The organism is Paucibacter sp. DJ2R-2 (genome assembly GCF_025717675.1).
GTDB lineage: Bacteria > Pseudomonadota > Gammaproteobacteria > Burkholderiales > Burkholderiaceae_C > Paucibacter_A.
Window position 1 is genome coordinate 1111606 of the sequence record NZ_JAJIRT010000001.1, and the last position, 14499, is coordinate 1126104.

The 14499-nt window shown below is 63.3% G+C and carries 13 protein-coding genes and 2 pseudogenes; 3 read left to right on the forward strand and 12 right to left on the reverse strand.

The features are described from left to right. Nucleotides 1–48: 48 nt before the first annotated feature. Complete coding sequence (locus LNV28_RS04820) at nt 49–1257, reverse strand: TIGR03790 family protein (RefSeq protein ID WP_263516231.1); 1209 nt, start codon at nt 1255–1257, stop codon at nt 49–51. A 754-nt stretch (nt 1258–2011) separates the two neighbouring features. Here LNV28_RS04820 and LNV28_RS04825 point away from each other — a divergent pair. Beyond that, on the forward strand, nt 2012–2770 hold the full coding sequence (locus LNV28_RS04825) for a sulfite exporter TauE/SafE family protein (protein ID WP_263516230.1): 759 nt from the start codon (nt 2012–2014) through the stop codon (nt 2768–2770). A 68-nt stretch (nt 2771–2838) separates the two neighbouring features. After that, nucleotides 2839–3657: an HDOD domain-containing protein gene (locus LNV28_RS04830; RefSeq protein ID WP_263516229.1), complete on the forward strand. Its 819-nt coding sequence runs from the start codon at nt 2839–2841 to the stop codon at nt 3655–3657. Nucleotides 3658–3672: 15 nt separating this feature from the next. Here the strand turns inward: LNV28_RS04830 and LNV28_RS04835 are convergent, their stop codons facing one another. From LNV28_RS04835 to recA, 11 genes and pseudogenes are all read right to left on the reverse strand, one after another. Beyond that, nucleotides 3673–4947: a GGDEF domain-containing protein gene (locus LNV28_RS04835; RefSeq protein WP_263568740.1), complete on the reverse strand. Its 1275-nt coding sequence runs from the start codon at nt 4945–4947 to the stop codon at nt 3673–3675. Between the two features lie 345 nt (nt 4948–5292). Beyond that, complete coding sequence (locus LNV28_RS04840; RefSeq protein WP_263516227.1) at nt 5293–5946, reverse strand: FHA domain-containing protein; 654 nt, start codon at nt 5944–5946, stop codon at nt 5293–5295. Nucleotides 5947–6082: 136 nt separating this feature from the next. Then, complete coding sequence (locus LNV28_RS04845; RefSeq protein ID WP_263516226.1) at nt 6083–6871, reverse strand: Stp1/IreP family PP2C-type Ser/Thr phosphatase; 789 nt, start codon at nt 6869–6871, stop codon at nt 6083–6085. After that, on the reverse strand, nt 6868–7953 hold the full coding sequence (locus LNV28_RS04850; RefSeq protein WP_263516225.1) for a serine/threonine-protein kinase: 1086 nt from the start codon (nt 7951–7953) through the stop codon (nt 6868–6870). The genes LNV28_RS04845 and LNV28_RS04850 overlap by 4 nt, the downstream gene beginning before the upstream one ends. A gap of 45 nt (nt 7954–7998) precedes the next feature. Then, entirely contained in the window at nt 7999–8730 is a 732-nt protein-coding gene (locus LNV28_RS04855) for a TerC family protein (RefSeq protein ID WP_263516224.1), read from the reverse strand. A gap of 226 nt (nt 8731–8956) precedes the next feature. Continuing rightward, a complete protein-coding gene (sucD, locus tag LNV28_RS04860) occupies nt 8957–9850 on the reverse strand; it encodes a succinate--CoA ligase subunit alpha (RefSeq protein WP_263516223.1) in 894 nt (297 codons plus the stop codon). A 31-nt stretch (nt 9851–9881) separates the two neighbouring features. After that, complete coding sequence (gene sucC / locus LNV28_RS04865) at nt 9882–11042, reverse strand: ADP-forming succinate--CoA ligase subunit beta (RefSeq protein WP_263516222.1); 1161 nt, start codon at nt 11040–11042, stop codon at nt 9882–9884. Between the two features lie 23 nt (nt 11043–11065). Then, nucleotides 11066–11668 (reverse strand): DUF2889 domain-containing protein, encoded by a 603-nt coding sequence (locus tag LNV28_RS04870; protein ID WP_263516221.1) that lies wholly within the window; start codon nt 11666–11668, stop codon nt 11066–11068. Between the two features lie 214 nt (nt 11669–11882). Beyond that, the gene (locus LNV28_RS04875; RefSeq protein ID WP_263517132.1) at nt 11883–12323 is read right to left on the reverse strand and encodes a regulatory protein RecX; all 441 of its coding nucleotides are present in this window, start codon (nt 12321–12323) and stop codon (nt 11883–11885) included. 54 nt (nt 12324–12377) lie between these two features. After that, nucleotides 12378–12503 (reverse strand): annotated as a pseudogene (locus LNV28_RS25150) (recombination regulator RecX); the annotation flags it as partial. Nucleotides 12504–12619: 116 nt separating this feature from the next. Next, nucleotides 12620–13663: a recombinase RecA gene (gene recA / locus LNV28_RS04885; RefSeq protein ID WP_263516220.1), complete on the reverse strand. Its 1044-nt coding sequence runs from the start codon at nt 13661–13663 to the stop codon at nt 12620–12622. A gap of 155 nt (nt 13664–13818) precedes the next feature. Between recA and LNV28_RS04890 the strand changes: the two are divergent. Further along, nucleotides 13819–14495: pseudogene (locus tag LNV28_RS04890) on the forward strand (response regulator transcription factor). Nucleotides 14496–14499: the final 4 nt, after the last annotated feature.

Genomic DNA, 14499 nt, shown 5'->3' on the forward strand with positions numbered 1-14499 from the left:
CATTTTGCCAGCCGCCCTCATTTCATGTTCGCGACAAGCCCCAAGCCGTCAGGGGCTGATGGCCAGCGTGCACTGCTGACTGCTTTGCGTCGGGCAAGGGCCGCGCCAACGCAGGGCGGTGGCGGTTGCCGGAGGTAGGGGCGCGCTCAGGTTCTGGATTTCGGCCTTGGTCGGCTTGAAACTGGCCAGGGTGATCCAGTTGCCCGCCGCACCAATTTGGTAGTCGAGGGTGTAGGTCGCTGCAGGACGCAAGGCCCGGCTGCTGATCAGATACTGGCCGCCTTCGAGCTTGAAGCTCGGCAGGTCGGCAAACGGCCGGGCCAGAGGCTCGCCCACAAACAGACCTTGCCCCGGCGACTGCAGCGACTTCCAATAGGCTTCGATCAGGCTCGCGCCTCGGTAGTACTGATCGATCAGCACCGAGGCCTTGGGGAACTTCTGGTTGAAATTGCAGGGCTCTTCAACAGTGCCGTAGCTGCCGGTCAAGCCGGCATCAAGCCAATTGAGCACTGTTGTCTGACCCCGGGCATCGGGCAGCTGGGCCGCATACGAGGTCAGCGAGTCGCCCACCGCTCCCGGCAGGTAGCTGTTACTGGCCAAACCCGGTGTGATCGGTAGCCCGGTGAAATAGAAAAGCAGCCCGGTTTGGTTCTCCACCGTGTCCTTGGATCCGCCGGCTGAGTTGTCCTGGTAGATGAGCTTGAGCCGTCCGGCCCAGGAATCCGGCAGGGCCCGAAAGTCGACCGCGCGGGTGTTGCGGAAGATATCGCTCGTGTTCAACAGATACCCATCACCCTGCGGCTGACTGGCATCGGCCTTGACCCCTCGATCGATCAAGACCTTGGCCGCGTCAAGACTGCGAGCGCCGAGCATCATGGCCGGCCGGATCTGGTGGTCTGTCCAAGGGCGCCGGGACTCAGAGTCGTACAGCGGCGAAGCCTGGGTGTTGACGCAAGCCGCGTTGGGCACGCAGTACTTCGCGTCATAACCAAAAGCCAGGGCGCTGGTGATACCCATGGCACAACTGCCGACCACGCGCGAGGGAGCAGTCCAGGTCAACAACTGAGCCTGGATGCCGGCCGGCAACTTGGCGTCGATCTCAGCTTTTACGGCGGCGAAGTCGGTCGCGGAGATGGCATCGCCCTTGGTCGGCAATTTGACCCGGATCAGGTTTGTCGCCGGCACATTGCGCGCACTCAGGTAATAGGCGGCAATGGCCTCGCCGAGCACATCACCCTCGGCCACAAGAACGGCCAAATCGGCTGCGGCCAAACCAGCGCGAGGCAAGTTCAGCCCGTAAGTGCTGTTGGCATTCGGGACGGGCGTGGGCGGCGGGCTGTCCGTACTGCCGCCCCCGCCTCCGCCACAGCCGGTGAGGCTTAAAGTCAATGACACGACGAAGGCAGCCATCAAGGCCGGGCGGGCTGCAAACAAACCCCATGAACGGCCTGCACAGCTCAAAAGCAAGCGGGGCATCTTCATGACAAACGCAAAAATCTCCATGGCCTGAATGGTTCCACAAGCAGGGCTTGCCAGCGGTCAAGAATTGCAAGTGACTTACCCTGAGCGGCTGTCCAGTCTTCCCCTGCTCCGGCTGTGCATAAATGAGACATATGGTGGTGAGCTGGACCTGTCGGTACCCCCGGTTTGACAAGGGTACAGCCCCAGGTCGGGGCGTCGACTTCTTCTCGATTTGTCAGTTTACTGGGGCGTAACAACAAGTGTGCACACGCCAACTTCCCTAACTTGGTGCGATGCGCCCGTAAAAACCCCAAGTGCGTGCACAGCCCGCACTGCCTACATTTGCCTCACTCGATGCACAAGCTGTGCGAACGGCAGGTGCTAGGCGGGGCTGAGGAGACAAACTCAAGTTGTAGTGCAAGAACGACGCATAAAGTGACACAGTCACAATGGACGGGCACCTGAACTGGCTTCAGGTGCCCGTTTTACTTGCGCATCTGCTTTACTGGCCGCGCCTCCCTCTACCCCACCTGCTCGCTCCGCGCTGCCCATGGATTTGCTGACTGTCGCCCTCGCCTCCCTGCTGGCCGGATTCATCGATGCCGTGGTGGGCGGCGGCGGCTTGGTGCTGGTGCCGGCGCTGTTCAGCGTCTACCCTCAGACGGCGCCCGCAACCTTGTTCGGTACCAACAAGGGAGCCTCGATCTGGGGCACGGCCTGGGCCACATTCCAATACGCCAAGAAGGTGCAGCTGAACTGGAACGCCTTGTTGCCGGCCGCCGGCCTGGCCATGTTGGGTGGCTTCGGCGGCGCCTGGGCCGTCACCCAGGTTGACCCCGGCTTTCTGCGCCGCGCCCTGCCCCTGGTTCTGCTGGCCGTGCTGGCCTACACCTTGATGCGCAAAGACCTGGGCCGCCACCATGCGCCGCGCTACCAGGGCCGGCGCGAAACCCTGGTGGCGGGTTCCATTGCCTTGCTGATCGGCCTGTACGACGGCTTCTTCGGCCCGGGCACAGGCAGCTTCTTCGTCTTCTTGTTCGTGCGCTTGCTGGGCTACGACTTCTTGCACGCCTCGGCCACGGCCAAGCTGATGAACACCGCCACCAATGCCGCGGCCCTGCTCCTGTTCGGCAGCACTGGCCACATCTGGTGGCAGGTCGCCGCGGTGATGGCCGTGGCGAATGTTGTCGGCAGCTTGTTCGGCACCCGCATGGCCCTGGCGCGCGGGGCCGGCTTTGTGCGCAGCATGTTCATCGCCGTGGTCTCAGCGCTGATCCTCAAAACCGCCTGGGACGCCTTCTTCCGCTGAGCTTTTTGTAACCAGGCCCGGCGCCAGTCCCGCTACCATTGCGGCAACCAGGGGAAGGAAAGTACACCATGCCAGTTGATCCAGATTTGCGCACGCTAGACATCGAAATTCCGACCCAGCCCGAGGTGCTGGTCAAACTGTCACTGCTGATGGCGGCCGAAGACATCGACCTGCCGGCCATGTCCGCCCTCATTGAGACCGATATGGCGCTCGCCGCGGCCGTTTTGAAGGCCGTCAATTCATCGCTTTACGGCCTGCGTGGCCGGGTGCAGACGGTGCATCAGGCGCTGACCTATCTGGGCATGCGCGAGGTTTCGGCCATCACCTTTGAAATGGGTCTGCGGGCCGCCTTTCCCCCCGCCGCCGAACTCGAGCCGGTCTGGAAGCGGGCCTCCGAGCGCGGCGTGATGATGGGGCGCATCGGCCAGATGCTGGGCGTGGACCCTTGGGCGGCGCATTCGGCGGGTTTGTTCGAGGAGTGCGGCAAGGCCGTGCTCTACCGGCACGCGTCCGCACACTACCCGGCCATGCTGCGCGCTGCCGGTTCAGACGCCGAATTGGTGCAGCTGGAGCACACGGCATTTGGCGTCAGCCACGACGCACTGGGCGCGGCCTTGTGCGAAAGCTGGGGCCTGGCGCCGGCCGCCGTGGCCAGCGTGCGTCACCATGTGGAAGTGCAGAGCACCTTGAAAATGCCCGAAGCCCTGCAACGCCGGGGCGTCAGCGCCATTTCCACCGTCGCCTCGGTCCTGCTGAGCGAGCCCGAGCGCCTGGAAGAAGTCGCGCACGAGATCGCTCCCCAAGCCTCACTCGACGAAGCCCTGGTGCTGAGGGCCGCCCGTCGGGTGGTCGAACAACTGCAGCAGGCCAGCGAACACGAGCGCTGAGGCGCTTCTTTGCGCTCAGGCGCGCTCGGCCAGACTGCTCGATGAAGCCAAGCTGATACGGTCACGCCCCGCATGCTTGGCGATGTAGAGCGCCTCGTCGGCCGCCTGCATCAAAGACTGCGGGCTCAAATAGGGATGGGCCGGCGAATAGGCTGCAAGGCCAATGCTGACCGTCAGTCCTGGCCCCTCATCTGCGCTACCGCCGTGAGGTAAACGCAAGGCACGCAATTCCTCGCTCAACTGCTCCATCAGCTCCTGGGTGACGTCCAGGCCGAAACCGGGCAGCAAAGCTACAAACTCCTCGCCGCCCAGCCGGGCCACGAAGTCGGTGTCGCGTTTGAATCGCTCGCTGAGCAACTGGGCGAAACGCTGCAGCGCCTGGTCGCCGACTGCGGCGCCATGCAGCTCGTTGTAGCGCTTGAAGTGATCAAGATCGAGTACGGCCAAAGCGAGCTGGCCGCGTTGCCGCTGCGCACGCTTGAACTCACGCCGCAAGGCCTCATCAAATTCTCTGCGATTGGCCAAGCCGGTCAGCGCATCGCTGCGGCTGAGGCTGCCCAGCTCCCGGTTTTTCTGCTCCAGGCTCAGCGCCGCAGCCTGCAACTGCGCGGCCTGGCTCTGCACCTGTTGTTGCAACTGCAGCACCTGCTGCTGTTCATCTTGCCAACGCAGCCACACGCCATGGTGCGCGCGCATCAGAGAGCGGGCGACCCGCGACAGCTCCGAGCTCTGTACGCCCGGCGCGGAGGCCAACAAGTCCAGTGGGCTCTGACTGCTGTCTAACTGATCGGCCCGGTCCGCCAGGCGGCGCAGGGGCCGCAGCATCATGCGGTCCAGCACGACGATCACACTCAGGCTGAGAAGAAGCACCAGAACCAGATCGCGCAGCACGATGGCGGGCCAGGCATCGCGCCAGAATGCGTGTTGCATGGCCTGCTCTTGGGCCAACACTTGAAGTAGGGCGCCGCCCGACGCCGGCGGACCCAGTTCGAAATCGATTTGGCGAACATCGGCCTGCGCGCGCGCGGCCGGGTCGCCACTGGCAAGGGCCACGCCTGATCCGGTCTTCAGCTCGATCGCCAGGATGCCGGGCCGGGACTGCAACTTTTTGAGCAACTGCCGGGTACTGTCGCTGCCCGACGGGTCCACACTGAGGCTGCCGGCCAGCGCCTCGCCATAGGTCTGCGGCAAGGCCTGCAGCTCGGCCTCGAAGGCCTCGCTTCGCAGCTGCGACTGATGCTGCAGAAGGACGGCATCGGTGCCGGCGACCAGCAAGGCGGAGATCAACACGATCATCCACGAGCTACGCTGCCGCAGCGATGAGGTAGGCGGCTCCAGCGAGGGTTCGGCTGCGGAGGGGCTTGAGAAACTCACAGCGGCCTTTCGATGAGAGTTGGACACCAAAGTACGCCTGCGCAACCGCCTGTTCAAAGACCCCCTCGTCTCGCCATCTTTATGCTCAATGGTGCGGCCGGCTGCAGGCAAGGCTCACACAGGCGCGGCCACGCTCGCCCTGCTGCTTGCTGCGGCAATTGTGCCCGGCAGCAAGCAAGCAAGGGCGCCTGCGAGAGCAGGGTAAACCCAGTTCTGGTGTATTCACTGAGGCCGCAAACGCGGCCTGGTTCCGAGCGAAGCTCAGCCCTGCACGAACTGCATCTGCGTGCCGGCCAACTCGATCACATCGCCGCTCTTCAAGGCCACAGATTCGCCGGTCAGAGGCACGCCGTTGACTGTGGGCCGTGCAGCCCCTTCCACATGGGCGAACACATAGCCGCTGGGGCGCTTGGTGATGGAGGCCACCTGCACGCCGGGTTTGCCAACCGTGGTGACGACCTTGGTCAGACTGACTTCCCGCCCTGCAGCAGCGCCAGTCAGAACCCGGATAGTCGCTGGGGCCGCCGCGGCCGCCGAAGGCAAAGAGCCGAAAGAGGAAGGCAGGCCGAAACCGCTGGGGGCACCAGAGCCCGGCTTGAGAATCATGGTCTTCTCGTAGTCGCCGCTGTCCTCCAGCAGGAACTTGATCTTGTACTTGCCGATCTCGACGATGTCGTTATTGGCCAGCAGCTGCTTCTTGATCGCCTTGCCGTTGATATACGTGCCGTTGGTGGAGTTGAGGTCTTCAATGAAGACATCCGCGCCGACCATCTGCAGCACGGCGTGCTCGCCGCTGACCGCCAGATTGTCGATCACGATATCGTTGTAGGGCCGGCGCCCGAGCGTGGTCTTGTCTTTCGTGATCTGCACGTCCTTGATCACCACGCCGTCGAGCGACACCACCAGCTTGCCCATGCTTTGACCTCGATCCTGTTGTCTTATTGCTTGTGTTGGCGGCAACTCTCAGTGCGCCGCAAGAGTTTGGACTGCTCTCAACGATGCCTGAGCCAGCAGCCGGTCACGACAGGCCTCACGGCCGAAAACCAGCCCATCAGCGTTTGCCAAACGGCCACCAGGCCCGACCTTCCGACCGCACACGGCCTTCGGCGCGAACCAGCACCAGCGCGATATTATCCCGGCCGCCCATGTCATTGGCCCCATCTATCAGGGCTTGAGCCGCTTCCGACAGCGAAGGGTGGTTTATCAACAACTGGCGCAAGGCGTCATCGTCCAGCATGTCGGACAGCCCGTCCGAGCAGAACAGGTAGAGATCACCGGGCTGAAGCTCGTGCTGATGCAGCTCCAGCATCACCGCGTCCTCCACGCCAACCGCCCGGGTCACCAGATTCTTGTTGCTGGAGAATACGGCCTCTTCAGGTGTCAGCAAGCCAGCATCCAACTGCTCCTGCAGCAAGGAATGGTCACGACTGATCTGCGTCAGTTGGCCGCCGCGCAGCCGGTAGGCGCGAGAGTCGCCGACATGGCCCAGCAACAAACCCTCGGGCCGGAACACCCCAAGCACCAAGGTCGTGCCCATGCCGGCATAACGCGGGTTGGTATTGGCGGCGTTGAAGATGGCGCGGTTGGCGTTGTCCACGCAGATGTCCATGGCCCGCCGGACGTCGCTGGCGCTGGCGCTGGCGCCGGACTCCTTCAACCAGCGACCCAGTTCGGCGCGAATGAAGCCGGTCAGCATCTGACTCGCCACTTCACCGGCGTTATAGCCGCCCATGCCATCGGCCAGCACGGCCAAGCCCACGGACTCATCCAGTGCGACCGAGTCCTCGTTGTTGTCGCGTGCGCGGCCGACATCGGTGGCGCTGAAGAACTCCAGGGTCATGGCTTTGTGTCTGGTTGCGATGCGGGGGGATTTTGCACTGCTTCCGCCGTATTCAAGCGGACTGTTTGTGCAAAAGGGTCCGCGTGCTCCGGCGGCGCCGCGGGCGCAGGGGCCGGGCTCGTGTCGGCCGGCGCCAGGACAGGGCCACGCGCGGGGCCGGCCGGCCATTGTGCAATCACCGCCTCCAGATCCTGGGCCATCTGCGCGCCGCTGGCGTAGCGCAGCTCGGGCCGCTTCTCGAGCGCCAAAGCCAGCACCAGGGCCAGGGACTCGGGCAGTTCGGGGCGATGGTGCCGCACATCGGCCGGAGGCTCATTGGCAATCTGGTACATCAGTTTGGCCATGGAGTCGGACTGGTGCGGCAGATGGCCGGTCAGCAACTGATAGACCATGGCACCCAGCGAGTAGAGATCGCTGCGACCGTCGACCTTGAGGCCAGCCAATTGTTCGGGCGACATGAAGGACGGCGTACCCAGGACCAGACCGGTCCGGGTGCGGCTGCCATCGGCAATGCGGGCGATGCCGAAATCCATGAGCTTCAGAATTCCGCGTTCCCGATCCAGCATGACATTGGCCGGCTTGATGTCGCGATGGACCACGCCCTGGCCATGGGCATAGTCCAGCGCGCGTGCGAGACGCCGCGCAATCTGCAACACCTCAGGCACCGGCAGAAGCTGAGCCGTCCGGGTGTGATGGCTCAGGTCACGGCCTTGGACGTACTCCATGGCAATCCAAGCGTCGGGGCCGGCCTCGCCAGCATCCAGCACCTGCAGGATGTCGGGGTGCTGCAAGTGGCCTGCCGCACGTGCTTCACGCATGAAGCGCTGCTGCACGTCGACTAGGTCTTCCGCCGCGAACTCACGCTGCAGAGCCAGACGCTTGATGGCAACCATTCGTCCCGTGGCACGCTCGCGCGCCAGATGCACCACCGCCATCGCGCCGCGGCCCAACTCGCCCTGCAACTCATAAGCCTGCAAGCCCGGGCCAGCCGGCATCGAAGACTGATACGCCTCAGGCACGGTCGAGGGCTCCCCCTCCACCGACTCGGGCTTGCCCAGCCATCGCTTCCAGAAACCCGCCATGCCTCGCCCGCCTCTCCAAGAATGCGCCGCAGCGCGCCTAGCCCGTCAGTCGCTGCGGACGCGGCGGCCCGCGATCCACTTGCCGCTCAACAGCACCAACAGAGCACCGGCCACGCCTGCACCGTAATGCAGCGCCGGCAGTACGGCCACACTGCCCGGCTTGCCGCCTTCGACCGTCGGTACCCAGCTGGCCAGGGCCGGGTCACCAACCATCATGGTGCCGGCAATCCAGCCCAGCAGCATGGCGCCCACAGTGATCACCACCGGGAACCGGTCCATCAGCTTGATCACCAGCTGGCTGCCCCAAACGATGATGGGAATCGAGACCAGCAGGCCGAAGATGACCAGCGGCATTTGATGGTCGCCGCCACTGCTCTGGGCCGCGCCAGCGATGGCGATGACATTGTCCAGACTCATCACGAAGTCAGCCACGATCACAGTCTTGACCGCCGCCCACAGCTTGTCGCTTGCCTGAATATTGCCGTGCTCGTCTTCATCTTCGGGCACCAGCAGCTTGATGCCAATCCAGAGCAGCAGAGCCGCGCCGACAATTTTCAGGAAGGGGACCTGCAACAGCGTCAGTGCGAAGAAGATCAACACGACCCGCAGCACGATGGCGCCGGCCGTGCCCCAGATGATGCCCTTGGTGCGCTGAGCGTCCGGCAGCTTGCGGCAAGCCAAGGCGATCACCACCGCGTTATCGCCACCCAGCAGGATGTCGATCATGATGATCTGGCCGACAGCCAACCAAAATTCGGGACTCGTCAAAGTGTCCATTGAGATATCTAAAGTTGCTGCCCGCAGGATGGAAATGCCGGGTCAGGCACTTGCCGCCCCACTATAGCGAAGGCATGGTTCAAAGCATGCACCCATGAAAAAAGGGGCTGATGCCCCTTTTCACATGTCGATGCACGGCGTGCGTGCAGTCTGCCGCCAGCCGATCCGGACTTCGATGCGTGAAATTACGCATTCGCCCAGCGGCCGGCACGGCACTCAGCTCAGATCAGAGCAGGGCCTTCAGCAGCTTGGCCATCTCGGACGGATTGCGCGTGATGGTGAAGCCGCACTCTTCCATGATGGCCAGCTTGGCGTCGGCCGTGTCGGCACCGCCCGCGATCAGTGCACCGGCATGGCCCATGCGCTTGCCCGGAGGGGCGGTCACGCCAGCGATGAAACCAACCACCGGCTTCTTCATGTTCAGCTTGCACCAGCGAGCGGCTTCGGCTTCATCGGGGCCGCCGATCTCGCCGATCATGATCACGGCGTCGGTGTCCGGATCGTCGTTGAAGGCTTGCATCACATCGATGTGCTTCAGACCGTTGATCGGGTCACCACCGATACCGACGGCGCTGGACTGACCCAGGCCGATTTCGGTCAGCTGAGCCACGGCTTCGTACGTCAGCGTGCCCGAGCGCGAGACCACGCCAATGCGACCCTTGCGGTGGATGTGACCGGGCATGATGCCGATCTTGATTTCTTCAGGCGTGATCAGGCCGGGGCAGTTGGGGCCCAGCAGCAAGGTCTTCTTGCCGCCAGCAGCTTCCTTGGCCTTCATCTTGTTGCGGATTTCCAGCATGTCACGGACGGGGATGCCTTCCGTGATGCAGATGGCCAGGTCCAGGTCGGCCTCCACAGCTTCCCAGATGGCGGCCGCAGCACCGGCGGGCGGCACATAGATCACCGACACGGTCGCGCCGGTTTGCGAAGCAGCTTCCTTGACGGTGGCGTAGATTGGGATGTCCGAGAACTTCTCGCCGGCCTTCTTGGGGTTCACGCCCGCCACGAAGGCGTTCTTGCCATTGGCATAGGCTTGGCAGCCCAGGGTGTGGAACTGGCCGGTCTTGCCGGTGATGCCCTGGGTGATGACCTTGGTGTCTTTGTTGATGTAAATCGACATGATTTTTTTCCTTGCGTGGGCTTAGGCAGACTCAGGCAACAGCGGCGACGATCTTGGTCGCGGCTTCGGCCATGGTGTCGGCGGCGATGATGGGCAGGCCGGATTCGGCCAGCATCTTCTTGCCCAGCTCTTCGTTGGTGCCCTTCATGCGCACGACCAAGGGCACGGACAGGTTCACGGCCTTGCAGGCTGTGATCACGCCTTCGGCGATGGTGTCGCACTTCATGATGCCGCCGAAGATGTTGACCAGGATGCCCTTCACTTCAGGGTTCTTCAACATGATCTTGAAGGCTTCGGTGACCTTCTCGGCGGTGGCACCACCGCCCACGTCCAGGAAGTTGGCCGGCTCGCCGCCGAACAGCTTGATGGTGTCCATGGTCGACATGGCCAGACCGGCGCCGTTCACCAGGCAGCCGATATTGCCGTCCAGGCTGATGTAAGCCAGATCGAACTTGGAGGCTTCCACTTCAGCCGGATCTTCTTCGTCCAGATCGCGGTAAGCGACGATTTCCGGGTGACGGAACAGGGCGTTGGAGTCGAAGTTGAACTTGGCGTCCAGGGCGATCAGATTGCCCTTGGAGTCGCAGTTCAGCGGGTTGATTTCCACCAACGACGCGTCGGTGTCCATGTAGCACTTGTAGAGCTTGGCGAAGATGTCGACGGCTTGGTCGACCGACGCTCCGGTGAGACCGATGGCAGCGGCGATCTTCTTGCTTTGCTCGGCGGTCAGGCCCACCAGCGGGTCGATCATCTCGGTGATGATCTTCTCGGGTGTCGAGTGGGCGACCTCTTCGATGTCCATACCGCCTTCGCTGGAGGCGATGAAAGCGACCTTCTGGGTGCCGCGGTCGGTGACCAGGGACACATAGAGTTCGTTCTTGATGTCAGCGCCGTCTTCAATGTAGAGGCGACGAACCTTCTGGCCCACCGGGCCAGTCTGGTGCGTGACCAGCTGCATACCCAGGATCTGCTCGGCGAGTGCCTTCACATCTTCCAGCGAACGGCCGAGCTTGACGCCGCCGCCCTTGCCACGGCCACCGGCGTGGATCTGGGCCTTGACCACCCAAACCGGGCCGCCCAGCTTCTGTGCTGCTTCGACGGCTTCTTGCACCGTGAATGCGGGGATGCCGCGCGGCACCGGCACGCCGAACTGGCGCAGGATTTCCTTGCCCTGGTACTCGTGAATCTTCATAGGGGTCTCGCTTGTGAGGAAAGTCAGGAAGAGGAGGCGGGCATCGCGACGACGGCGGCGGGCCTTGCGGCCGCGTCGGCGCTGCGATACCAGCGAGGGTAATGGTTTCGGACCACATCGCCATCGCGACGCAGCGCATGGCAGCGATCCAGCTGAAACGGAGGTTGACCGTCGGCACTGCCTTCGCGCACGTCGAGAACCAGGCCGGCAAAGGCCTGGATCACGGCCGTGGGGAGAATCTGGCACAGCTCGGTCAGGTGGGTACAGCCCTTGACGCCAGCCAGGCGCTCCTTGACGCCGAGCCGAAAGCCTTTCATCAGATTCAGGCCGACCAGGCGAGCGTAGGCATCACCATGCTGATCACACACACCGGCATAGGGCGACCAGTTGGTGGTCGAACGGGCCGCATGAATTTGCAAGTCGGCATCCACGGTCAAGACTAACTGCATGGCGTGAATCGGATCGCCAGCCAAGCGCAAACCGCTGGCCAAGGGCAGATCGCGCGTCTTGACGTCCGTCAAACCCGCCTCGACCTCATAGAGGCCGTCATCGCGTGCATAGATCTGCACATCGATGGCGCGGCGGTGCAGCAAACGGCGCTCGGAGGTGGGAAATGGGAGGGGCATGGGTGGCAAAACGGCTTCGCAAACCCGCAGCGGACGGCATCAAACCACACCCCGCCGGGCATTTGCGCAGGGCGAGAATGTAGCATGTCGCACTGCACAAAGGCTTTCACGAAGCTGTCGGCGCCACAGCCGGAGGCGTGGCGAAAGGTCAGCAAAGCCCACAAGTTTGAGCTGGGTCAAGAGACTTGGCACCCACCATCTCGATACGAGTGATTCAGTCGTCCGCCTCGACCGGGCCGCGCAAAACACGCCGGACCGACTCGCCGCCAAAGCCGCGGCCGATCAGAAATCGGGCGTGCTTGGCCCGCGTGGCGGCATCCTCGGGCCATTGCCCACCGAACTTGCGCAGCCAGACGGCTCGCGCGCGCTCAATCTCACTGTCCTTGAGCGAGGCCAGCTGGTCGCCGCTGAGCTGCAAACCATGCTGGGCGAGCTCCAGCTTGATGCGTTGGCTGCCGAAACGGGCCGCACGGGCATGAACGCGGGCGTCGACAAAACGCTGTTCGCTCAGATACCCGCGCTCCTGCAGGAACAGCAGCAGGGCATCGACTTCAGCTCCGACGTCGGCTTCGCCGCCATCCTCGTCGATGTCTTCGTCGGGGCTTTCGGCCTGACCCTGCGCATCGACCCCTGTTTCTGAGCAGGGCTCGGGCACGAACCAAGCAGCCAGGCCTGCAGCAGGCTCAGCTGCGGCGGCTGCCTGGCGCTGCTGAACCGCGCGCAACTCGCGCGCAATGCGCAGCAGCTTGCGCCGCAGCTCCGCCCGGCTGTGCTCCCGCTGGGCCAGCAGCGCAATCGCGCGAGCCTTGAGGGAAAGGGGCTTGCCGGCTTTCATGCAAAGGAAGGGAGTGCCGTGAAAGTACAGGCGACCAACAGGGAATGACAGGCGGCATAGAGCCCGTGATGCAAGAGCCCAAGCGGCGCATGGCACCGGGCTCTTGCCGCGCCCTCTTACTCAGCCGCGCCGCCGGCCTTGTTCATCGGCGCGACGCCGAGCGACTCGCGGATGCGGTTCTCGATCTCACGGCTGACATCGGGGTTCTCGCGCAGAAATTCGCGCGCGTTGTCCTTGCCTTGGCCGATCTTTTCGCCCTGGTAGGCATACCAGGAGCCGGACTTCTCGACCACCTTGGCGACCACACCCATATCGATGATCTCGCCCTCGCGGCTGATGCCTTCACCGTAGAGGATGTCGAACTCGGCCGTCTTGAACGGTGGCGAGACCTTGTTCTTGACGACCTTGACCTTGGTTTCGCTGCCGATGACGTCATCGCCCTTCTTGATCGAGCCGATGCGGCGGATGTCCAGGCGCACCGAGGCGTAGAACTTGAGCGCATTGCCGCCGGTCGTGGTTTCGGGGCTGCCGAACATCACGCCGATCTTCATACGGATCTGGTTGATGAAGATGACCATGCAGTTGGTCTTCTTGATGGTGGCGGTCAGCTTGCGCAGGGCCTGGCTCATCAGGCGGGCTTGCAGGCCGGGCAGGGAGTCGCCCATTTCGCCTTCCAGCTCTGCCTTGGGCGTCAACGCGGCAACCGAGTCGATCACGATCAGGTCCACGGAGCCGGAGCGCACCAGGGCATCAACGATCTCTAGGGCCTGCTCACCGGTGTCCGGCTGGCTGATCAGCAGCTCTTGCAAATTGACACCCAGCTTTTGAGCGTACTGGATGTCCAGGGCATGCTCGGCGTCGATGAAGGCGCAGGTGCCGGCCAGCTTTTGCATTTCGGCGATGACCTGCAGGGTCAGCGTGGTCTTGCCCGAAGACTCCGGGCCATAGATCTCGACCACGCGGCCGCGCGGCAGGCCGCCAACGCCCAGAGCGATGTCCAGACCCAGCGAACCGGTGGAAACCACCTGGATGTCCTCGATCACCTCGCCTTCGCCCAGGCGCATGATGGAGCCCTTGCCAAACTGTTTCTCGATCTGGCTGAGAGCGGCTTGCAGAGCCTTGGCTTTTTCGGTGTTGAGCGCTTTGACGGGGGCATCCATGATTTGTTCTCCTGAAAAGGTCTGGGCGGATTATGGCGCAATCTGTATGTTTGTACAGTAGTTTGTCAGACCCCTGCTGACAAGATCGGGAGGGCCGGCGCTGTCCCTAGAATGAATGACCACGGCCCACGACCAAGAGTGACGGAGAGACACGCATGCGCATCCTGATAGCCGAAGATGACCAAGTCCTGGCCGATGCCTTGTTGCGCTCCCTGCGCGCTTCCGGCTATGCGGTGGATCAGGTCGGCAGCGGCACCGAGGCCGATGCGGCCCTTGCTTCGCACGAATTCGACCTGGTGATCCTGGACCTGGGCCTGCCGCGGCTGCATGGCCTGGAGGTCTTGCGCAAGCTGCGCGCACGCGGCTCGTCCATGCCGGTGCTGATTCTGACGGCGGCGGACAGCGTCGAGCAGCGCGTCAAAGGCCTGGACCTGGGCGCCGACGACTACATGGCCAAGCCCTTCTCGCTGCAAGAGCTGGAAGCCCGTGTGCGCGCCTTGACCCGCGCGGCCTGGGCACCGCGTCCAGCGTCATCAAGCATGGGCCTTTGAGCTTCGATGCGACTGGGCGGGTGGCCTATATCAACGAGCAGATGATTGAGCTGTCTGCGCGCGAGTTGAGCTTGCTGGAAGTCCTGCTGCAACGCGCCGGCCGACTCGTCAGCAAGGACCAGCTGGTCGAACGCCTCTGCGAGTGGGGCGAAGAAGTCAGCAACAACGCGATTGAGGTTTACATCCACCGCCTGCGCAAGAAGATCGAGCAAGGCCCAATCCGCATCGCCACGGTGCGCGGCCTGGGCTACTGCCTGGAGAAGATCCAGCCCGGCGCCTGATGCC

Coding starts and splice junctions, on each gene's coding strand:
- LNV28_RS04825 (WP_263516230.1), top strand. CDS start 2,012: ATGGATTTGCTGACTGTCGCCCTCGCCTCCCTGCTGGCCGGATTCATC.
- LNV28_RS04830 (WP_263516229.1), top strand. CDS start 2,839: ATGCCAGTTGATCCAGATTTGCGCACGCTAGACATCGAAATTCCGACC.
- LNV28_RS04840 (WP_263516227.1), bottom strand. CDS start 5,946: ATGGGCAAGCTGGTGGTGTCGCTCGACGGCGTGGTGATCAAGGACGTG.
- LNV28_RS04845 (WP_263516226.1), bottom strand. CDS start 6,871: ATGACCCTGGAGTTCTTCAGCGCCACCGATGTCGGCCGCGCACGCGAC.
- LNV28_RS04850 (WP_263516225.1), bottom strand. CDS start 7,953: ATGGCGGGTTTCTGGAAGCGATGGCTGGGCAAGCCCGAGTCGGTGGAG.
- LNV28_RS04855 (WP_263516224.1), bottom strand. CDS start 8,730: ATGGACACTTTGACGAGTCCCGAATTTTGGTTGGCTGTCGGCCAGATC.
- sucD (WP_263516223.1), bottom strand. CDS start 9,850: ATGTCGATTTACATCAACAAAGACACCAAGGTCATCACCCAGGGCATC.
- sucC (WP_263516222.1), bottom strand. CDS start 11,042: ATGAAGATTCACGAGTACCAGGGCAAGGAAATCCTGCGCCAGTTCGGC.
- LNV28_RS04870 (WP_263516221.1), bottom strand. CDS start 11,668: ATGCCCCTCCCATTTCCCACCTCCGAGCGCCGTTTGCTGCACCGCCGC.
- recA (WP_263516220.1), bottom strand. CDS start 13,663: ATGGATGCCCCCGTCAAAGCGCTCAACACCGAAAAAGCCAAGGCTCTG.